Origin of the sequence: Vibrio sp. 1727 (genome assembly GCF_033344415.1) — a bacterium.
Taxonomy (GTDB): domain Bacteria; phylum Pseudomonadota; class Gammaproteobacteria; order Enterobacterales; family Vibrionaceae; genus Vibrio; species Vibrio alginolyticus.
The window spans coordinates 11857-33166 of sequence record NZ_JAWPOT010000007.1 but is presented as its reverse complement, the minus strand read 5'-3'; the positions used below and the strand labels follow the sequence as shown (position 1 = coordinate 33166).

The following is a 21310-nucleotide window of genomic DNA, read 5'->3' as shown; positions in this document are numbered from 1 at the left end:
GATCGCGTTGTATTTATTTGTAAGCTGGCAGTTCAGTTCTTAACCCTTTCACCAAACTGACACACATCAACAGCAGAACAAAAGTAAACGGTAATCCTGTTGCAACAACGCCTGATTGCAATGCTTGCAGGGCTTCTTTACCACCAACCCAAAGCATTACGGCTGCAATTGCACCTTCAATACACGCCCAGAAAATGCGTTGCGGTACTGGTGCATCAATCTTACCACCGGCGGTAATACTATCGATAACCAGCGAGCCAGAGTCTGACGATGTAATAAAGAATACCAGAATCAGCACGATAGAAAGCATTGAAATCACTGAGCTATACGGAAGCGCATCGTAAACATGGAACAGAGTCAATGAAATATCAGTTAGGCCATTTGCACCTAGCTCACCAACTTTATTCACCACTTGGTCAAGCGCGATACCACCAAACACAGACATCCAAATCAAAGTAACAACTGTAGGAATAACGATGACTGCGAATAAGAATTCTCGAACCGTACGACCTTTAGACACACGCGCGATAAACATACCAACAAACGGTGACCAAGATACCCACCAAGCCCAGTAGAATACCGTCCAGCCGTGCATCCAAGTTTCATCTTCACGACCGTGAGGGTTACTCAATGGAATAATATTTTCAATGTAAGCCATTGTTGTGTCGCGTAGCGAGCTCCACGCCGTATCAAACGTGATGAAGGTAATGAAAATAAGCAGCGCAAACGCAACCACCATATTGACGTTACTCAGTAGCTTAACACCACCATCAATACCACGAATCACTGATAGCACCGCGATAAAGGTAACGAAGGTGATCACAATCATTTGTGTACCAATGCCGCCTTCTAGACCAAAGACATGATTAATACCACTGGTCGCCTGCTGAGCACCCAGACCTAGCGACGTTGCAAGACCAAATAGCGTCGACAAAACGGCAAGGATATCAATAACGTGACCTAACCAGCCCCATGCACGGTCACCAAAAATTGGATAGAACGCCGCGCGCAATGAAAGTGGTAAACCTTTGTTAAAGGCAAAAAACGCTAATGCTAGTGCAACGAGTGCGTAAATACTCCAACCATGTACACCCCAGTGGAACATAGTGGCACCCATCGCGAGGGATTTTGCTTCTTCGGTGTATGGTACTGCGTTAAGTGGCATTCCCCACCAATCAGTGAAATACGCGGTCGGCTCAGCCACACTCCAGAACAGAAGACCAATACCCATACCCGCGGCGAAAAGCATCGACAACCAAGAAACGGTTGAGTGATCCGGCGTTGCTTCTTTGCCTCCTAAGCGGATTTTACCTAGCGGAGAAAAAAGAAGAGCAACGGCGAACAATAAGAAGAAGTTTGTCGACCACATAAAGAACGCATCAAACTGTTCGATAATTCCGTTTTTTAGACCGTTTAATACGTCTCGAGCAGTGGTTGGCTCAACAAGAAGAAGTGAAATCAGACAGAAAACAACGAGCCCCGCACTAATGCCAAAAACCGGGTTATGTATATCGAATCCCCACTTTTGAACGTTATCCTGTCCAACCTGATAATCGGTTGTATCAATACTATATTTTTTAAATGCATTATCCATAAATACAAATTTAACGTGAATTTGAAACGCCCCTCAGGTGAGAAGAGCTCCAATACCGCCCTCCATTAATTTGAACTCTAAAGTTTTAAAGCGGGACGAATTTTAGCAGCAATCACATATTTTTGCAAAAAGTCGTGATTTATTGCATTTTAAGCTCAATTCGAGACAGATGAAGGGGAAATAATATCAACACAAAAATTATGAGGTCTAACGATTGATTTTGTCGTAGGTTGTAGACTAGAAAAGACACAAGAAAGACTTAAGTTCATAGCCAGTCACTGCGCAAATAGAGAAGACCTGCGCTGATTTGGTTTCACAATTAACGACGAAACCAAATCAGCAAACCTTTCATCCAGCGAGCGTTATAAGAAATGGAAGGTGATGTTCCCTGTTACGCTGCTAACGGTATCGCTATCGCCTTCAATATCCACGCCAAACGCTTGATAACTCGCGCCCACAGACACATTGTCAAGCAAGAAGTATTCGGCACCAACACCATACATGTAAGAGACGCCATCATCTTTGTCTAAGTTTCTCAGTCCGCCGTCATAATCAACGTTGAATGCATTGATGCCGCCTTTTGCGTAAACGTGTAACGGGCCGAAGTCGATACTAGGTTTCGCCGCTAAATAGAATGAATCAAAATCAGCACTACCCCTGCTGCCACTCAAAGATAAATCCACTTTGCCGTGGTTAAAGTAGCCTGCCTCAATGCCAATGAATGGCAAAATACCAGTACCGACATGAATACCATAAGTTGTATCATTTTCGCTGTCGATATCGGACTGACCAATTTGACCACCAGCGTAAATCCAAGAGTCAGCCATTGCTGACGTTGAGCACAACGTTAGAGCGAATAACGAGAGTGTTTTTTTCATACTATCCCTTCCTGATCGATTCCTAAGCGAAACATTACGCAAATATGCGCATTTAATCGCCACTATATATTGGAAAGCATAGGCATTTTAAGACTCTAAAAGTGAATAATTTATGTTCAACTTTTGTTTTGTGACTTCCAGACAAAAACACACCGACATAAAGCCGGTGTGTTTCATATGGTGTTAGAAAGCTTGACGCTTATAGGAAATGTAGTGTTGCGTTAACAGAGAACGTGCTGATATCGTCTTTACCAGCAGTGTAGTTCATGTAGCTAGCACCAACAGACATTGGGCCAAAAATGAAGTACTCAGCACCCACACCGTACATTAGGTCCAAATCGTCATCGTCTTTGCCGCCTTTCACTTTTTTGTCCCACTGATGGAAACCACCTTTTGCGTACACGTGTAGCGGACCGAAGTCGATGCTTGGCTTAAGTGCTGCGTAGTAAGAAGTTAGCTTAGTGTCTTGACCATTTACGTTGAACTCACCGTGTTGTGTTACACCAGCTTCAACACCAATGATAGGTAGAATGCCTGTACCAACGTGAACAGAGTATGATGTGTCCGTCTCACCTTTGTAGTCAGACTGACCTACTGTTGCACCACCGTAAATCCAAGAATCCGCCATTGCCGCAGAAGATGCGCCAAGTAGCGCCACTGCTAATAGAGTTTTTTTCATCATCTACCTTTACTCTTTATTATTCCCACGTCTGCATAACTCAGTCGTTGGTACTACAAATAAAGGGAGGCGAACTATTGCCTCCCAGAACTAAAAAATAATGCTTATTGAGTTACTAGCAATTAGTGTACCAGCAACTTCTTAAGCGATAATTACAAATCTGACACTATTTTACTGGTTGATTAGCAAGCATCAATCGCGTTTTTGACTCGTTTATCAGAAACAGGATAAGGAGTGCCTAATTGTTGAGCAAAGTAACTCACGCGAAGTTCTTCAATCATCCAACGCACTTCTTTTACATTTTCAGGAATGGCCACACCTTTCGGGATCTTGTTCAGCAACTCTTTATAGTCTTGAGTCACAGATTCAATCTTCAGCATATGTAAACGATCTTTGTTTGGATCGATTGGCAACTTCTCCATACGACGCTCTATCGCGCGCATGTAGCGAAGAATATCCGGCAAGCGCTTCCAGCCACATTCCGTTGCAAAGCCTTTGAAGATCAAGCCTTCAATTTGTGCTTTGATATCGGACAGAGCAAACGCCATTGTGAAGTCGATCTTGCCTTTTAGCTTCTTATTGATGCTAAACGCCGTGGTCAGAATAGTCTCAACCTGTTGAGCGATCTCTACAACGGTGTCACCCAATTCAGCACGAACGTGTTCTTTCAATGCTTCGAACTTCTCTGGCTCCCAAACTAAACCACCCTGCTCTTCAATAAGCTTATCGACACCGCAGGCAATGCAGTCATCTATCAGATCAAGCACTTTGCCGTAAGGGTTAAAATACAACCCCAACTTCGATTTGTTCGGTAAGTTAGCGTGCAAATATTTAATTGGAGACGGTACATTCAACAAAATCAAACGACGCTGGCCAGCGCGCATTGCGGTGATCTGCTCGTACTCCGTTTCGTAGAGTTTGATTTCAACGCTGTCTTTGGTATCAACAAGCGCCGGATACGCTTTTACATCGTAGCCGCCACGTTTTTGTTGATACACTTTCGGCAATTCTCCAAAACTCCACGTATGCAGACCTTGCTGTTCGATATCGTCATCCGCAACTTTGGAAAGCGTTTCTTGAACTTTGTCTTTCAAACTTTCTTTCAGTTCATGAAGGTCTTTGTTTTCCTTCAGTTTACGATTTCGGTGATCAACCGCACGAAACGTGACTTTCAAGTGCTCAGGTACTTGTTCCAAGTTCCAGTCTTCACGCAGCACTTCTACGCCCGTCATGCGTCGCAACTCTTTCTCCAATGAATCTAACAGCGGAGCTTCCATTGGCGTAACGCGCGCTAAGAATGCATCGGCATAGTTCGGCGCAGGCACAAAGTTCTTACGAATTGTCTTTGGCAACGATTTAATCAAGCTAACCACAAGCTCATGGCGTAAACCTGGGATCTGCCAGTCAAAGCCCGCTGGTTCAACTTGGTTTAAAATCGGCAACGGCAAATGCACTGTGACACCGTCACTATCATCGCCTGGTTCAAATTGGTAACTCAATTTGAGCTTCAAACCATTTTGATGCCAGAAGTTCGGGTAATCCAAATCGGTCACATGGCTAGCATCACCCTTGAATAGCATCTCTTTTTCAAAGTTCAGCAGTTCCGGATTTTCTTTAGATGCCTTTTTCCACCACGTATCGAAATGCTTACCAGACACCACTTCGGTGCCAACGCGTTGGTCATAGAAATCAAACAGCTCATCATCATCCACTAAGATGTCTCGACGACGAGATTTATGCTCAAGCTCTTCCACTTCTTGCAGAAGCTTACGGTTTTGCTTAAAGAACGCGTGTTTGGTTTCCCATTCACCCTCAACCAATGCACTACGAATGAAGATTTCGCGACTTATGGTCGAATCGATACTGCCGTAGTTGACCAAGCGTTTCGGTACGATTGGTACGCCGTAAAGCATGACTTTTTCGTGCGCCATCACCGCAGCGCGTTTCTTCGACCAATGTGGTTCGCTGTAACTGCGTTTAATAAGGTGTTTAGCTAACGGCTCAATCCATTCTGGCTGAATCTTTGCGATGATACGACCCCAAAGTTTTGAGGTTTCCACCAACTCAGCAGACATGATCCACTTAGGCTGTTTCTTGAATAGACCTGATGCAGGGAAGATATGGAAACGAGCATTACGCGCGCCTTGATATTCATTCTTTTCTTGGTCTTTCATGCCGATGTGCGACAGCAAACCAACCAAAATGGCATTGTGTACGCCATGGTAAGAAGCGGGCTCGTCGTTAAGCTTGAACTCCATCTCACGCATCGACTGATGAATTTGGAAGTACACGTCTTGCCACTCGCGAACGCGCAAGTAGTTCAAATAGTCTTGCTTACACTGTTTGCGGAACTGATTGCTAGACAAGGCTTTTTGCTGCTTTTGGATGTATTCCCACAAATTCACAAATGTCAGGAAGTCCGACTCTTCATGGAAGAAGCGACGATGTTTATCGTCTGAAGATTGTTGTTTGTCGGAAGGACGCTCGCGTGGATCTTGAATCGACAAGGCAGCTGCGATGATCATCACTTCTTTAAGCGCACCATATTTTGGCGCTTCCAATACCATACGCGCCAAGCGCGGATCGATTGGCAAACGCGCTAATTGGCGACCAATGGAAGTCAGGCGCTTTTTCGGGTCTTTTACCTCAGAGTTAATCGCACCAAGCTCTTCCAGCAAACGCACGCCGTCTTGGATGTTACGTTTATCCGGTGCTTCCACAAACGGAAACGCTTGAATATCACCCAAACCAAGTGCCGTCATTTGCAAGATAACCGACGCTAGATTGGTACGTAGGATTTCAGGATCAGTAAACTCTGGGCGTGACTCAAAATCTTCCTCTGAGTACAGACGAATACAAATACCCTCTTCCACACGACCACAACGACCTTTTCGCTGGTTCGCACTCGCCTGAGAAACTGGCTCAATTGGAAGACGCTGAACCTTAGTACGGTAACTGTATCGACTGATACGCGCCGTACCCGGGTCGATAACGTACTTAATGCCCGGAACAGTTAGCGAGGTTTCTGCCACGTTGGTTGCCAGTACAATTCGGCGACCAGTATGAGGTTGGAAAATCTTATTCTGCTCACCTGCCGACAAACGCGCGTAAAGCGGCACAATTTCCGTGCTCTTCAGATTACGTTTGGACAATGCATCTGCGGTATCACGGATTTCACGTTCACCGTTCATGAAAATCAGGATGTCACCTAAACCTTCATCGCACAGTTCATCTACCGCTTCGAAGATGCCTTCAAGCTGGTCACGATCATTGTCGTCATCACCGCTTAGTGGGCGGTAACGTGTTTCTACCGGGTAAGTACGACCCGATACTTCAATGATGGGTGCATTGTTGAAGTGTTTTGAGAAGCGTTCTGGGTCGATGGTTGCCGACGTGATGATCACTTTCAAATCAGGACGACGTGGCAGCAACTCTTTCAAGTAACCCAAGATGAAATCGATGTTGAGGCTGCGCTCGTGCGCTTCATCGATAATGATGGTGTCGTATTGATTCAAGAAACGGTCATGCTGAATTTCAGCCAACAAGATACCGTCCGTCATCAATTTGATTTGGGTATTTTCAGAGATCTGATCGTTGAATCGAACCTTGTAACCAACAAACTCACCAAGCTTGGTTTCCATCTCTTCGGCAATACGGTTAGCAACCGAACGCGCTGCAAGACGACGAGGCTGAGTATGACCAATCAGACCAAATTTACCGCGACCAAGCTCAGCACAGATTTTTGGTAGCTGAGTGGTTTTACCAGAACCGGTTTCACCCGCGACGATAACCACTTGGTTTTCTTCGATCGCTTTCGCAATATCGTCACGTTTTTGGCTTACAGGCAGGATTTCTGGGTACTCAATCGTTGGTTTGTAGTTGCTGCGCTGCTCTGCAACCATCATGGATTTTGCGATGTCTAATGCGATTTCGTCGAACACAGCATGACGCGCTGCGTCCTTCTTAATTTTGCTTGCACCAGAAATACGTTTACTCAAGCGGAAACGGTCGCGCATCATGCACTGATTCAGCGCTTTACGCAGAGATGCAGCACTATTCACTTGAGCCTGAGGTGTTTGAGCTTGTTTCGCTGTCGCTTTTTGCGCACCATTTGACGGTGTCGCTTGCTCTTCAGCTAGATTCTTTTTTGGGGGCTGTGACGAAGTCAAAGCGTTTCCTATTCTTTTCATTACAAAAACTGCGCGGATTGTATCACACAAGATCTGTAACAAGATAACCGAAAGCTCATTCAATTTTTTCGAACATGTTCAGCGAATCGCTAGGCTTTTGAACTCACTTACGTTGCTTATAATGGCTCCCATAGTCGAAAGCACTTATTTAAGGAATAACCATTATGTCTCGTGTACTAGCTCTAAAATCAAGCATCCTTGGCGATTACTCTCAATCAAACAAATTGGTTGAAGACTTCATCAAAAATGTAGACCAAGACAAGCTTACTGTTCGTGATTTGGCTGCAAACCCGCTACCTGTTTTGGACTTCGCCGTTGCGACTGCACTGCGCGCTACGGAAGATCTTTCACAAGAACAGCAAGCGGTAGTCGACTTGTCTGACACCCTTATTGAAGAAGTAAAGGCCGCAGACACTTTGGTTATTGCCGCTCCAATGTACAACTTCACCATCCCGACTCAGCTTAAAAACTGGATTGATTTGATTGCTCGTGCAGGCGTGACATTCAAATACACAGAAAACGGCGTTCAAGGTTTGATTAAAGGTAAAAAGGCGATTGTAGTAACGACTCGTGGTGGTATTCATAAAGATTCACCAACTGACAACGTTACGCCATACCTACGCACTGTACTGGGTTTTGTAGGAATCACTGATGTAGAATTTGTTTACGCAGAAGCGCTAAACATGGGTGAAGATGCGGCTGCAAAAGGCATTTCAGAAGCGCAAAGCCAACTTGCAACAATGGCGTAAGTTAGAATAAACCAGAATACAAAAGGGATTGGTTCGCGCCAATCCCTTTTTGGATCCTGATGCCTTGAACGTATTTATAGGGTCTCTTACATCGTCAAAGACGATTCACTTTCTCCAAGTTGCGTATTGCATCAAGGTAGACTTTTTCTAAAGACCGCTCAGCTTCGCTTATCATATTCTCGATCATCGCATTAAACGCGACATCGCTACGGATTTCTATATTGTCTCCCGCCTTAACGTCAAGAGAGTTGACGTACAACACCAACCATTCATCTCCCTCCAAATGCCCTTCTCCGTGAATGGCAAAAAAGCGTTTAGCAAATTCATAGTTAGTACAATTTATCGCTTCAATTTGAATATTGAATGAGGAGTCGATACTCATGGTGCTCATGCCATCCGATTCATCAGATGCATCACAAACAGCCTTAACTCTGGCACGATATACGAAATTTCTCGTTGAAAGCAGCATAGTATTATTCATCATTACTCATAATGGGCGATAAATAAGTCAGTTGCAAATCCGACCTATATGCATCTCGCGATGCGCTAAAACTCGAACTGGAAATAAATAGTATTGTAGTTGCTCCCACCTTTAATTCGCCCAAACTGGGAAGCGCTTTCAAAAATCGCCGAGCGGTGATGCAATGAATAGCCCACCCACATATTGTTCCAGCTCTTTTGGTTGAAGAGATCGCCTACATTGACATCAAACGAGAAATCTAGGTAGTTGAGCAACTTGCTTGGTGTATAACCCTTGTCTTCCATTTCTGTGCCTTCAATATAGGTAATGCTATCAATGTATGACACACCTTCCGCTACACCAAATCGCCAAGTCGTAGGCCAATTAACCGTATAATAAGCCTTAATCGCCATGACGTATTCTGTGCTCGCAGACTGAACACTGGACGACCAGTGATGAACCAACCCTGGAGTTAAATAAATATCAAGAGGAAAACCAAACAGCTCATCCGTTAATGGATGCCCATAAAACAATGAAGTAAGTTGATTGTCGTATGGGTCTTTTTCTCTCTCAAAGCTAAATATTTCACCGATGTTCGAAGGCGTCGCCCAACCATGCGCAATACGTAGGTATGCTTTATTGCTCAGTGTTGGTTTCGGAGCTTTGCTTTTATCGTTGAAAAAGCCAAAACCGACAAACACTTCTCCCTGATATCGATCTTCTACAAGCTGACTGTTGTAGGCGTTATCATCTAAGCGAGTAACACTCGTCTCACCCAATAAATACAAATTTGAAGTTACATGGTAACGAGCTTTAATACCAAGATTGGTGTCAAGTCCAGCTCCAATTCTCTCGCCAGTAATATCCTTAAAGGAATAGTATTCACTATTGAAATCAGCGTCTTTGTATCGAATCGTAATCGATGGCTCTAATTCCCAATCACCAAATACATAATTGGCAGCAAGGCGGTAATTAGAGTGAAACTGGAGTTCGTCGTCCGTCATCAACTCTACTTCTGCGCGCCAATTGTCGTTAATGCTATAACGCACTTGCCCACCGAAATCGACTCTGTCCCCTTCATTAGCATTTTGTAGCGACATGGGAATATCGACAAATCTCAATCGCATGAGTGCGCTCGCGCGCCAGTCGGAATCACTCTCGTTATACAAAAAAGCGCCACCTTCAATGCCATTGATATACACATGTTGGTTTTCAAAGAACATCATTGGTACAAATGTACTCACCGTAGAGTCATTATCGGCGGTATAAAACGGAATCGATGCTGTGCGATACATCGCAGCAATCCCCCACGTTTGTTCTTCTGAACCATGCGCAGAAGAAACTGCCGCAGCTAAAGGTAAAGCGAGTGTTGTTAGAATTAATCTCTTCATGAGTTCGAAAAATGTTGGTTGAGAAGCAGGCAAACATCAATGATTTGCCATTAAAAGCTTATGTTCTGCTGATGATAGCCGTTACAATGGCAAATGTTGTCATCCTCGTGACAGTTTGAGTCCCAAGATCATATTAATATTGCACGACTAGGTGAGCTTGTTTGCGAATATTTTACCATCACAACAAGCGCTTAAACTCTAGCTTAGTTCTAAATCAAACATAATGAAGTAAAAAGTGAAAGCATCAGAACTCATCTCTACCTTGAATCATTTACCCGCAGATACAGACCCAGACATTGTGATGGGAGAAGCATGGCTGCCAGAGAGGTTGATAGGGACTCAACTCGATGGTGACATGTTGTTTTTGCACTTTGATAATGCACCAGAAGATGGTCAAGGTGACGAAGAAGGGCGTGGCTTCGTCGAACACGAAATCGACCTAATTAGAACTCGGCTTCAGCAAATTTTGGATGAAGACAGTGATAACGCGTCAAAAGCCGATGCGATGCTTGGTTTGTTCCTTATGGGACATGAACTTAGTAGCTCGCAAGTTATCGAAATATTAGAAGAAGAAGCTGACACATAAGGAGCCGTTTTGCCAGCATTGATGAACACGACTGAAATTTCTTCACTTCCTCTTGTCGTTGCAGGTCCGATCCTACGTAAAGTGACCGCAACTGAAATCAATATTTGGCTAGTCACCACCCAACGCTTGGAGGGTATGGTGCAAATTACGGATGAAAATGCCTCCATCCTTTATCAAGCCCCTTTAAGTGAACAAAAAGAACAGCTTCAAATCGGCCTCAATGCGTGGTGTTGCTTACTTAAATTAGAAGGCGAGTTTCCAACCCATCAAGCGTTACGCTATCAAATAAAAACGCAATATGGATTAGTGACGGAACTGCTCCCTCACCTGACTTATGAGCGAGATAATACGCCAAACTTGGGTATTGAGTTCCTCGTTAGTGAAAAAGCGGATTATCTCCTACATGGCTCTTGCCGTAATCCCCATCACTTCAGTGATGATACATTGGTCGCTGCGGATCATAAAATCGCGTCTCAATCCATTGAAGAAAGACCGGATATGCTCATCATGAGTGGTGATCAAATCTATGCAGACCATGTTGCAGGCCCCACTCTCGATGCCATTGAGCAAGTCATAGCTTTATTGGGTTTGCCAGGCGAAGAATTCGATCAAGCTCCGATAAAAAATACCAATGAGCTCTACCAACACCCTGCTTGCTATTATGGTCGAGATAAATTGTTGCCTCATTATGTGAGTGATGACAGTTTACTAAGTAAGTTTTTTCCACACCGAGGGACACCAATATTCAGCGCCAAAGAGTGTGAGAATCACCTAATAAGCTTTGCTGAGTGCTTTGCAATGTACTTATTGGTTTGGTCTCCGACCTTGTGGAAGCTTGTTCGAACGGATCGTTTATTAGAAAACGAATTTACTGTCGGCGGAGAAGTTCTTGAACCCAAATGGCAGCAGCAATGGCGCGAAGAAAAAAAACAAATTGATAAATTCGTCGCAGGTCTGGACAAGGTTCAACGCTTACTCGCTCACATTCCAACCTATATGATTTTTGATGATCACGATGTCACCGACGATTGGAATCTCACCATAGGCTGGGAACAAGCCGCATACAGCAACACGTTTGCAAAACGCATTATCGGTAATAGCTTGATTGCTTACTGGCTTTGCCAAGGTTGGGGAAATGCGCCAGAAAAATTCAATGATGAATTTATGAGCCTCGCTCAACGCTTTATCGATGAGCGAGGCTCGCAAACCCAAGATGCATTTATTCAATATTTGTATCGCTTTGAGAATTGGCACTACACCATTCCTACGACACCAAAAGTTGTCGTGCTAGATACACGAACCAGACGCTGGCGTTCTGAGTCTAAAATGAACAAACCTTCTGGCTTAATGGACTGGGAAGCGATGATTGAGTTCCATCAGGAGCTCGTGCATCAAGACAAGGTTGTTATTGTTTCTGCCGCGCCAATGTTTGGTGTGAAATTTATCGAAGCACTACAACGTGTGGTGACCATGCTTGGTAAACCATTGATGGTTGATGCTGAAAACTGGATGGCGCATCCAGGCAGTGCGAATACCTTGATCAGTATTTTCACTCACACCAAAACCCCGACTAACTTTGTCATTCTGTCTGGTGATGTGCACTACTCTTTTGCATACGATATTAAGCTCCGCTATCGAAAAAACAGTCCGAATATCTATCAAATCACCTGTAGTGGAATTAAAAATCAGTTCCCTACACAACTGCTCAATATTTGTGATGGCCTAGATAGACTGCTATACAGCCCTCGCTCACCTTTAAACTGGTTCACAAAACGTAAACGACTCAAGATTTACAAACGCGCACCAAGTACGCACAACTTTTATCGCTTGGTTAACCATAGTGCCATTGGTGAGCTACGCCTTGATGATGAAGGCAAACCAAGTCAAATTAGTATTCTGACGAGTGATGGTGACGAAGTTCATTTTCCACCGACACGTGCTGAAAGCTGAGTATCAATCCCAAAATGACTTGCCCTTTGTAAGAGGCAAGTCACCTTGAACTAACTCAGGAGTTTAGTTTTTTTGGGGAGAAAGTGGCCGTTCTTAAATGTCAACGGCGTGCTAAATTTGGTATCGCACCTTGAGATCTTCCGTATTTATTACCATGTTAACCAAATAAACAATAGCTCGGTGTTCATTATGTTTAATTCTCTCACATCATTATTTAAACAACTCATTGATGGCTCTGATTTAAGCCAAACCAACACACTTTCCCCTAACATGGCTATCGCGTGTTTGCTTTGTGAAGTTTCTGGCGCAGACCATAGTGTCGATGATAGAGAACAAGAAACAAAGCGCTCTTTATTGATGAAACTGCTTTCGTTAAATGAAGAAGAATCAAATACTTTGTTAGAGCAAGCGCAACAGAAAATAAAAGATTCCGCTTCGCTGTACGACTTTACCTCTCAACTAAGAGAACTGACTCAAGAAACTCGTTACAACTTAATCAAAAGCATGTGGGAAGTCGCTTACGCAGACGGCGAAATTGACCCGCTAGAAGACGCGGTGATCCGTAAAACAGCAGAGCTACTCTATGTTGATCACAGCGAGTTCATTCGAGCGAAGTTACAGTCTCAGTAAAGTGACGAGATGAGTATATAAGTCGCTGGCTAACTCTAAGCTACCCCTAGAATGACAACAGATATCGCTTCTGTAGCCATAAAAAAACGCGCACTCTGCGCGTTTTTCAATAAGCCAACGACATTGTTATTAAAATACTGGTCAAGGTATGTGTTTAGCTCTTTCCACACTAAACAGACTGCATGACAAAACAACAATGGTTGGATGATTATTTAATTACAAGCTAGCTAGGTTCGAATAACTAAAACATGGTCAAAGCAAGCTTAGCTAAGTTGTATGCATCTACATAGCCAGAGTGTTGACGCCCTTCCCAGTCTATTCCTTTTGCTTCTTGAGCGGCTCGATGGCCTATACGTTTATCTTTAAGACGATTTTGAATACGGTAGAGTGTCGCTAAGTTGATGAACTCTGTGAACGGTGCTTCAATACCTTTTTGCTTACACTCTTCTAGAAGAATGAGGTCATCTCGCCCCCAAGATGCAAAGATTTTGTTGCGACCACCGAAGTTCTTAACCATGGATTTAAGCACTTCTTCTAGTGGGCGTCCTTGTTTTTCAATCTTACGTGGTGTGATGCCCGTTAACTCAGCGCAAAACAGAGACACTTCATCGTGTTCTGGTTTCACGTAGTATTGAGCACGCTTGACTATCTCACCTTTAGACAAATCTATTTCAGCTAACCCCACTTCGATAATTTCACCCGTGCTGCCGACGCCATTTTCGTTCCAGCAACACATTTCTAAATCGAAGCATACAATACGGTTATGGTTCATAGTTTGCCTTGGTTCCTAACATAAAATTTAAAGCGTGCGATTCTATCGTAACACGGCGTAAAACTCGAATTTGTGCGCCCATTTAATCGCCGATCGACACATTATTACGGCCGTTTTTTTTACTCAAATAGAGTTGACTGTCCATTTTGTGATACAAGCTCTCAGGATCTTCTTCTTTATGGATAACCGCACCGATACTCAACGTACAGATGATTGACGCATCACCATAATCAAAAGCCGTACTTGCCACAACACTCCGTAACTTTTCTAGGTAAGCTTCTAGCACCGCTCTATCAATGACTTTAGAAATAATACAAAACTCGTCACCACCAGCGCGGTAAAACTTATCTCCCGGTTTTAAATTAGCACTGACCAGCTTAGTGACATGTTGCAACGCTTCATCTCCACCTAAATGGCCGTGTTTGTCATTAATCACTTTGAAGTGGTCGATATCAAAACCAACCAAGGCGAAGTTAACACCTTTGTTTATCTGATTAAGCAAGTGATCGTTGAATGCTCGGCGATTCAGTAGTTGAGTTAGAGGGTCTCGCTCTGCCATTCTTTTTAATTCAACGGTTTTAAGCTCCAACATGACCGCTAAGCGCTCTTTTTCTCGAGACTGTAAATTCACAATCCAACTGATCAAAAAGGCGATTACCAATCCGGCTAGCGTCGTGCCCGCTAAAATAGAACGCTCCCAAGCTGAGACTGCGTCAGAAAGTTTAAAGTCAATACGCCATTCACGGTTAGGCAGTTGAATGGTTCGGCTTATAACGGTTCCTCGAATGTTATCCCAGCTAGAACTTTGAAAGAGAACAGGGTCATCTGCTGCGTCGAATCCCAAGTCTTCTACGCGCACCGACATATCGAGCTCCGTCGCGGTTTTCGTAATCAAATCCTCAAAGTAAACCGTACTTCGGATAACACCGGTCACTACTCCTAATAAATATTTGTTCTCGAAGTCGAACACTGGATGGAACACCAGCAACCCAGTCTTAGGTATGGACTTGTCATAACCATCTTGCAGTAAGCGAACTTTATCCGAGACATTCGCTCGCCCATTTTCGGAAATATCATCCAAGATTAAATCGAAGCGTTTGCGCGAAAAATAGAAACCCAATAGAGAAAGGTTTTCCGGTGTTCTTGGGTAGATATCCGACGCGATAAAAATTGGCTCATTGTGTTCAAAAATGTACCCGTAGGTTTTGGGACCATCTTTAGGAACGGTAAACGGTTGGAAATTTGGAAATTTTTGACGGGTCTTTAAAATATGTTCATCAAGATCTTCGAATTCGACCTTTTGCATCCATTGAAGTCCAATGAGACTTCGTGAGCTATTAATCACTTGTTCCGCATACATGGGAAACGATGGCCAATAGCTTCGCTCAATCGAATGGAAAAAGTTTGCGCCCGCACCAATGAACTTTAGATCATTCTCGACGTTTGCTTTAAGTGATTCTGCTTGTCGGTCGGCTAAAGTATCAAACGTCGTCTGTGTATACCGTTGCTGCATTGTATAAGCAGCACCTACTACACCAGCAGTGACACATAAAGTCGCCAAAAAAGCTAAAATAGAGTCTGAATGTCGTTTTATAAAGCTCTTATGAGCGGTGCTTTGTGTCATATCGTAATTTTTGATACTTCCGTAAGTTAAACTTCGGGATCTATTGAAATACTGCGTTAGCAATGCACAAACATCAAGCAACAACCTATATTGGGGAGTCTGATCGTCGATTTTTCACGCTGTTCGTACGGTATAGTCACGAATTATTACAGCCTTAAGCCTTGAATATGCTACCATCCGTCATCATTTTAATGTCTAAACTTGGTGCAAGATCGCAAAGACGATCGTTTTAGTGAACAAATATGAGCCAATACTGAGCACCAATAAATCAATAGAAAGAGAAAAAACGTCATGAACATTGATTTGAACCTAATTCCTCAAACGTTCGATATGCTTCACGCTGGCCTAACCGCATCGAGCGTTTTGCTTCTTCTAGTTGCAGTGTCGCGCAAATCAAAAGTGGTCGAGAAAGTGGTAGAAAAACCAGTCGAGAAAATCGTCGAGGTTGAGAAACCAGTTGAGAAGATCGTTGAAGTAGAAAAAGTAGTGGAAGTAGAGAAAGTCGTCGAAAAAGTGGTGGAAGTTGAATCAAAACTTGCAACCGCGTCAACGGACTCTGCAATGCAGCTGCTTTCTATCATGCAACAAGAAGCTCGTTTGATTGACTTCCTAAAAGAAGACCTAACGTCATTCTCTGATGAAGAAGTAGGCGCAGCTGCTCGCGTAATCCACACTGGCGGTCAGAAAGTACTGAACGACTACGTGACGCTAGCGCACGTTCGTAACGAAGACGAAGAAACTCGCATTACGGTTGAAGAAGGCTTCAACCCACAAGAAATCCGCCTAACTGGCAACGTAACAGGCAGCGCGCCATTCAACGGCACGCTAGTTCACAAAGGGTGGAAAGCAACATCAATGACGTTGCCTAAACTGGCTGAGAACTACGATGCATCTGTGATCGCTCCAGCTGAGGTTGAGCTGTAATGGAACACATGAACCAAGAAAACCATTCTCAAGAAGCGTCTGTTGAAGCTCAACAGACGCCTAAATTCAGTGTTGGTATCGACTTAGGTACAACACACTGTGTCATGTCTTTTGTTGATACACACAACGAAGACGCTCGCGTTGAAGTGATGCCTATCCCGCAGTTGACTGCGCCGGGTACGGTAGAAACTCGTAGCCAATTAGGCTCTTTCCTTTACCAGCCGCACGAGCACGAAATGAACCCGCAATCACGCGTTCTTCCGTGGTCGAGCGAGCCAAAAGCTCTAGTTGGTGCAATTGCACGTAACCTAGGTTCGAAAACGCCAATTCGTCTTGTTGCAAGTGCGAAATCTTGGCTTTGCCACGCTGGTGTAAACCGTCGTGATGCTTTCCTGCCAGCAGGTAGCCCAGAAGAAGTGGAAAAAGTCTCCCCTCTTCGTGCGACAGAGCTTTACCTAGAGCATCTAAAAGACGCTTGGAATCACGCGAACCCAAATCACAACCTTGCCGATCAAGACGTGACTATTACGGTTCCTGCTTCTTTTGATCCTGCTGCTCGCGATCTAACTGCAGAAGCAGCACGTAACGTTGGCTTTGTGCACCTAACGCTTCTAGAAGAGCCACAAGCTGCGCTTTACAACTGGATTGATAACAGCAACGACAAATGGCGCGACGAAGTTGAAGTTGGCGACATCGTGCTTGTGGTCGATATCGGTGGTGGTACAACCGACCTTTCTTTGGTTGAAGTAACTGAAGACGGCGGCAACCTAACTCTGAACCGTATCGCGGTAGGTGAACACATCCTACTTGGCGGTGACAACATGGATCTTGCACTTGCGTACCGCTTGAAGATGAAGCTAGCGCAAGAAGGCAAAGAGCTACAGCCATGGCAAGTTCAGGCAATGACACACGCATGTCGTGACGCGAAAGAAGCGTTATTGAACGACAGCGAACTTCAGTCAGTGCCAATCGTAGTACCAAGCCGTGGTTCTAAACTGCTTGGCGCAACGCTGAAAACAGAACTGACTCAAGAAGAAGTACAACAAACACTGGTTGACGGCTTCTTCCCTCAAGTTGCGATTACGGACCACCCTGTTCAACGTAACCGTGGTGCACTAACGCAAATGGGTCTGCCTTACGCACAAGATGCAGGCATTACTCGTCACATTGCTGCGTTCTTGTCTAAACAAGCTAACGCCCTTTCTGCTTCAGGAAATGACGCAGAAGCAGCAGCCCAAGATTTCAACCCATTCGCTAACATGCCTGGTATGCCAGGTGCGGATGCGACGCAATCGGCTGACTTCATCAAGCCAACAGCAACCCTATTCAACGGTGGTGTTCTGAAATCGAAACTTCTAGCAACTCGTCTAGAAGACACGATCAACGAATGGCTCCTTGAAGCAGATGCTGAAATGGCGAAACGCCTAACAGGTGTGGATCTAGACCTTGCGGTTGCTAGCGGTGCGGCTTACTACGGCTCTGTACGTCGTGGTCAAGGCGTTCGTATCCGCGGTGGTATTGCTTCGGCGTACTACGTGGGTATCGAAAGTGCAATGCCAGCGATTCCTGGCATGGCGCCTCCAATGGAAGCACTTTGCGTTGCACCATTTGGTATGGAAGAAGGTTCCAGCGTTGACGTACCAAGCCAAGAGTTTGGTTTGATCATCGGTCAGCCAGTTAACTTCCAATTCTTCGGCTCAACCGTTCGTCGTGATGACCTAGCAGGTACTCACCTAGACTACTGGGCACCAGAAGAGCTTGAAGAGCTTCCAGAAATCCAAGTAACGTTGCCTGTATCTGAAGGTCGTCGTGAAGGTGAAGTGGTTCCAGTAACTCTTGCTTCTCGCGTCACAGAGCTTGGCACGCTTTACTTAGAAGCCATCGCCGCAGATAACGGGCAAAAATGGCATGTTGAGTTCGATGTGCGCGAAGACGCGAAAAGTGACTCAAACGAAGAACAATAATTAGAAGTCAAACGGCATCCAATCGGGTGCCGTTTTTAAATACACGAAGGTTTGGTTTTGTATGGCATCTCCTCGTTTTCTTGTTGGTATTGACCTTGGCACCACAAACACTGTGGTGGCGTATTGTGAAATCACCGACAACCTTGAACAATCCGAAGTATCCCTATTCGACATCGACCAATTGATTGGTCCGGGTGAAGTGGTTCGTAAACCATTGCTGCCCTCTTTCCGCTATCACCCTGCGGTTGGTCAAATCTCCCCTTCTGACCTAACACTCCCTTGGGAAAACGAACCTGTATCTGGCGATATTAGTAATGTAATCGTGGGTGAATGGGCTCGTGAATTAGGCGCTAAGGTGGAAGGACGTCAGGTATCCAGTGCTAAAAGCTGGCTATCACACCAAGCAGTGGATCGTAGTTCAGACATTCTTCCTTGGGCTGGCGCGCAAGACGTGGACAAAGTATCCCCCGTCATTGCCAGCGCAAGCTACCTCAACCACATTCGTCAAGCATGGAACTACCGTCACCCTAGCAATAAGCTAGAAGACCAAGATGTGGTTGTGACCGTTCCAGCGTCGTTCGATGAAACCGCTCGTAAACTCACGCTTGAAGCTGCACAGCTAGCTGGTTTGAAGAAAATCGTCCTGCTCGAAGAGCCACAAGCCGTATGTTACGATTGGTACGCACGCCACCAGCAAACCGCAGCTGATGAACTCAAAGAGTTACCGCTGATTCTGGTGTGTGATGTGGGCGGTGGTACTACCGACTTGAGCTTGATTGAAGCCAGTTTCTCTTCTCAAGATGAACTAGCCCTTGATCGTATTGGTGTTGGCGAACACTTGATGCTGGGTGGTGATAACCTCGACTTAGCATTAGCACACCTTGCAGAGAGCCGCTTCAACCAAAGTAAGAAGCTCACTGCAGCAAGCCTAACTAAGCTGATTCAGCAAACTCGCAAGGCGAAAGAAAACCTACTTTCAGCGAGTGCACCTGAAGAAGTGAAAATCACCATGCTGGGCAGCGGCTCGAAACTTCTTGGCGGAACAAAGAGTATTGGGCTGAGCAAACAAGAAGTGCACCAAATCGCTTTAGATGGCTTCTTCCCGCTTTCTGATTTCAGTGAAGTACCAGATAAACGCCGCAGCGCGGTTGTCGAGTTTGGTCTTCCATACGTTGCCGACCCAGCAGTGAGCAAACACGTTGCCGAGTTCTTAACGACGCATCAGCAAGTCTCTCGTGCCGCACTTGGCATTGAAGACGACAAACAAAATGCCATTCCAGTCGGTTTGCTACTCAATGGTGGTGTGTTCAACAGTGAGCTTGTGACTGAGCGTGTCACTACCCTACTTTCCGATTGGCGCGGCGCACCAGTTACGGTATTAGACAACCCACATCCAGATTGGTCGGTTGCACTGGGTGCTGTTGCATTTGGTAAAGCGCGTCGTGGCGCACAACTTAAAATTGGTGGTGGCGCAGCGCGTTCTTACTTCTTGCACCTTCAAGAGAAAAACAAGATGGGCAAAGCGCTTTGTTTGCTTGCAAAAGGTACAGAAGAAGGTCACGAAATCCGCTTAAGTGGTCGTCGTTTCTCGCTTACCCTAGGTGAGCCCGTTCGCTTTAACCTGCTGACTTCTACCCACGACACCTTAACCAATAACACCGCCATTCAAAACGGTGTGATGGTTGACGTTGATCCGGACTTGTTTGCTCCTTTGCCGCCTTATATCACCACCCTTGAAGGTGAAGGTGCCGAACTGCAAGCCAACCAGAAAGAGCGTGTAGAAGTACAACTGGCATGTCAGTTGACTGAAGTCGGCACACTTAAGATGGAATGTGTCAGCGCAGAAGACGATAGCAAACGTTGGGAGCTAGAATTCGAAGTTCGTAACAAGCAAACCGATGACAGCGAGCAAGTTAAGCTTCACCCTAAACTGAACGAATGTAAGGAGCTGGTCGCTCGCCTTTACAGCGGTAATAAGAAAAGCGCGGAAAGTAAAGAGATCAAAACCTTAGCCAAAGATCTTGAGAAGAAACTGGGCAAACGTGATGAATGGGATTTCACTACCCTACGTCAACTGTTCGATACCTTTGCACAAGGTCGTAAGCGTCGCCGTCGTTCTGAACAACACGAGAAAAACTGGCTTCGTTTGGCAGGTTTTGCACTGCGTCCGGGCTTTGGCGATCCAACCGACTCATGGCGCATTGAGCAAGTTTGGGGTCTCTACCAGCAAAACATTCAGTTTAAGAACCATCAAGGTTGGACTGACTGGTGGGTATTCTGGCGTCGCATCGCCGGTGGTTTAAGCCAAGAGCAGCAAGAAACTATTTTGGCGGACATCGCGAAATACCTACACCCTGGCGCGATGAAAAACCCACAATCCGCCAAAGCAGCGCAAGACATGGGTTACGAGTCGATGGTTCGCTTGTCTGCCTCTCTAGAGCATCTAGAAGTCGAAGACAAAGTTCTATTGGCTACGTGGTTCTTGAGCAAAGCCATCAACCATAACCAGTTCGAGCAAGCGCACTGGTGGGCAATGGGTCGCTTGGCATCACGTACGCCTTTGTATGGCAGCCAGCACAATGTCATTCCTCGTGAACAAGCGGAACAATGGTTACCTAAGCTGTTGGAACAGAACTGGCAGAAAGAGCCAATGATCGCTTTCGCAGCCGTAATGATTTGTCGTAAGACGGGCGACCGCCTATTCGATATCTCAGACGACTACCGTGAGCAGGTACTGGCTAAGTTGAAGCAAAGCAAGGTGCCTGAATCTTGGGTATCACTGGTTGAAGAAGTCAAAGAGCTATCTGAGAGCGAATCGAAGCGTATCTTCGGTGATGCACTCCCAAGCGGTCTGACGCTGGTAAACAACTAAGCTCCCATGCTTATAAACGCAACAAAGCCCTTCTCGTGAAGGGCTTT

Annotated in this window: 15 protein-coding genes; 7 read left to right on the top strand and 8 right to left on the bottom strand. The window is 45.1% G+C overall.

The window, feature by feature from the left end; all coding sequences use genetic code 11:
- Nucleotides 1-13 precede the first annotated feature (13 nt).
- From R8O10_RS08910 to hrpA, 4 genes are all read right to left on the bottom strand, one after another.
- On the bottom strand, nt 14-1594 hold the full coding sequence (locus tag R8O10_RS08910; RefSeq protein ID WP_005377659.1) for a BCCT family transporter: 1581 nt from the start codon (nt 1592-1594) through the stop codon (nt 14-16).
- Between the two features lie 362 nt (nt 1595-1956).
- Nucleotides 1957-2472, bottom strand: a complete 516-nt coding sequence (locus tag R8O10_RS08905; RefSeq protein ID WP_005377661.1) for an outer membrane beta-barrel protein — start codon at nt 2470-2472, stop codon at nt 1957-1959.
- A 199-nt stretch (nt 2473-2671) separates the two neighbouring features.
- Nucleotides 2672-3151, bottom strand: a complete 480-nt coding sequence (locus R8O10_RS08900) for an outer membrane beta-barrel protein (RefSeq protein ID WP_021033871.1) — start codon at nt 3149-3151, stop codon at nt 2672-2674.
- A 182-nt stretch (nt 3152-3333) separates the two neighbouring features.
- Entirely contained in the window at nt 3334-7320 is a 3987-nt protein-coding gene (gene hrpA / locus R8O10_RS08895; RefSeq protein ID WP_318191312.1) for an ATP-dependent RNA helicase HrpA, read from the bottom strand.
- Nucleotides 7321-7505: 185 nt separating this feature from the next.
- Here hrpA and R8O10_RS08890 point away from each other — a divergent pair, with 185 nt between their 5' ends.
- Entirely contained in the window at nt 7506-8090 is a 585-nt protein-coding gene (locus tag R8O10_RS08890) for an FMN-dependent NADH-azoreductase (RefSeq protein WP_213915009.1), read from the top strand.
- A 94-nt stretch (nt 8091-8184) separates the two neighbouring features.
- On the opposite strand, the gene R8O10_RS08885 is transcribed toward R8O10_RS08890, so the two are convergent.
- Nucleotides 8185-8574 (bottom strand): hypothetical protein, encoded by a 390-nt coding sequence (locus tag R8O10_RS08885; protein ID WP_250155769.1) that lies wholly within the window; start codon nt 8572-8574, stop codon nt 8185-8187.
- Nucleotides 8575-8636: 62 nt separating this feature from the next.
- Nucleotides 8637-9941, bottom strand: coding sequence for a MipA/OmpV family protein (locus R8O10_RS08880; protein ID WP_005377671.1), 1305 nt, complete (start codon nt 9939-9941; stop codon nt 8637-8639).
- Nucleotides 9942-10176: 235 nt separating this feature from the next.
- On the opposite strand from R8O10_RS08880, the gene R8O10_RS08875 reads away from it, so the two are divergent.
- The 3 genes from R8O10_RS08875 to R8O10_RS08865 all read left to right on the top strand — a co-directional run bounded on the left by R8O10_RS08875 (nt 10177) and on the right by R8O10_RS08865 (nt 13107).
- Nucleotides 10177-10527 (top strand): hypothetical protein, encoded by a 351-nt coding sequence (locus R8O10_RS08875; protein ID WP_005377676.1) that lies wholly within the window; start codon nt 10177-10179, stop codon nt 10525-10527.
- A gap of 9 nt (nt 10528-10536) precedes the next feature.
- Nucleotides 10537-12477, top strand: a complete 1941-nt coding sequence (locus R8O10_RS08870) for an alkaline phosphatase D family protein (RefSeq protein WP_031778969.1) — start codon at nt 10537-10539, stop codon at nt 12475-12477.
- Between the two features lie 189 nt (nt 12478-12666).
- Nucleotides 12667-13107, top strand: a complete 441-nt coding sequence (locus tag R8O10_RS08865; RefSeq protein ID WP_017820644.1) for a TerB family tellurite resistance protein — start codon at nt 12667-12669, stop codon at nt 13105-13107.
- A gap of 241 nt (nt 13108-13348) precedes the next feature.
- On the opposite strand, the gene R8O10_RS08860 is transcribed toward R8O10_RS08865, so the two are convergent.
- Nucleotides 13349-13879, bottom strand: a complete 531-nt coding sequence (locus R8O10_RS08860; protein ID WP_005377684.1) for a 3'-5' exonuclease — start codon at nt 13877-13879, stop codon at nt 13349-13351.
- Nucleotides 13880-13961: 82 nt separating this feature from the next.
- Entirely contained in the window at nt 13962-15503 is a 1542-nt protein-coding gene (locus R8O10_RS08855; RefSeq protein WP_053307077.1) for a sensor domain-containing diguanylate cyclase, read from the bottom strand.
- A gap of 291 nt (nt 15504-15794) precedes the next feature.
- Here R8O10_RS08855 and R8O10_RS08850 point away from each other — a divergent pair, with 291 nt between their 5' ends.
- From R8O10_RS08850 to R8O10_RS08840, 3 genes are all read left to right on the top strand, one after another.
- The gene (locus R8O10_RS08850) at nt 15795-16427 is read left to right on the top strand and encodes a DUF2760 domain-containing protein (RefSeq protein ID WP_005389474.1); all 633 of its coding nucleotides are present in this window, start codon (nt 15795-15797) and stop codon (nt 16425-16427) included.
- Nucleotides 16427-18391 carry an Hsp70 family protein gene (locus R8O10_RS08845; RefSeq protein WP_318191311.1) on the top strand — a complete coding sequence of 655 codons (1965 nt, stop codon included), beginning with the start codon at nt 16427-16429 and terminating at the stop codon, nt 18389-18391. Before R8O10_RS08850 ends, R8O10_RS08845 begins: the two co-directional genes overlap by 1 nt.
- A gap of 61 nt (nt 18392-18452) precedes the next feature.
- Complete coding sequence (locus R8O10_RS08840; RefSeq protein ID WP_318191310.1) at nt 18453-21263, top strand: Hsp70 family protein; 2811 nt, start codon at nt 18453-18455, stop codon at nt 21261-21263.
- Nucleotides 21264-21310: the final 47 nt, after the last annotated feature.

Bases quoted from the DNA above. Each gene is read 5' to 3' on its own strand.
- R8O10_RS08905 (WP_005377661.1), bottom strand. From the start codon at position 2,472: ATGAAAAAAACACTCTCGTTATTCGCTCTAACGTTGTGCTCAACGTCA.
- R8O10_RS08890 (WP_213915009.1), top strand. From the start codon at position 7,506: ATGTCTCGTGTACTAGCTCTAAAATCAAGCATCCTTGGCGATTACTCT.
- R8O10_RS08910 (WP_005377659.1), bottom strand. From the start codon at position 1,594: ATGGATAATGCATTTAAAAAATATAGTATTGATACAACCGATTATCAG.
- R8O10_RS08880 (WP_005377671.1), bottom strand. From the start codon at position 9,941: ATGAAGAGATTAATTCTAACAACACTCGCTTTACCTTTAGCTGCGGCA.
- R8O10_RS08840 (WP_318191310.1), top strand. From the start codon at position 18,453: ATGGCATCTCCTCGTTTTCTTGTTGGTATTGACCTTGGCACCACAAAC.
- R8O10_RS08900 (WP_021033871.1), bottom strand. From the start codon at position 3,151: ATGAAAAAAACTCTATTAGCAGTGGCGCTACTTGGCGCATCTTCTGCG.
- R8O10_RS08845 (WP_318191311.1), top strand. From the start codon at position 16,427: ATGGAACACATGAACCAAGAAAACCATTCTCAAGAAGCGTCTGTTGAA.
- R8O10_RS08855 (WP_053307077.1), bottom strand. From the start codon at position 15,503: ATGACACAAAGCACCGCTCATAAGAGCTTTATAAAACGACATTCAGAC.
- R8O10_RS08860 (WP_005377684.1), bottom strand. From the start codon at position 13,879: ATGAACCATAACCGTATTGTATGCTTCGATTTAGAAATGTGTTGCTGG.
- R8O10_RS08865 (WP_017820644.1), top strand. From the start codon at position 12,667: ATGTTTAATTCTCTCACATCATTATTTAAACAACTCATTGATGGCTCT.
- R8O10_RS08850 (WP_005389474.1), top strand. From the start codon at position 15,795: ATGAACATTGATTTGAACCTAATTCCTCAAACGTTCGATATGCTTCAC.
- R8O10_RS08885 (WP_250155769.1), bottom strand. From the start codon at position 8,574: ATGATGAATAATACTATGCTGCTTTCAACGAGAAATTTCGTATATCGT.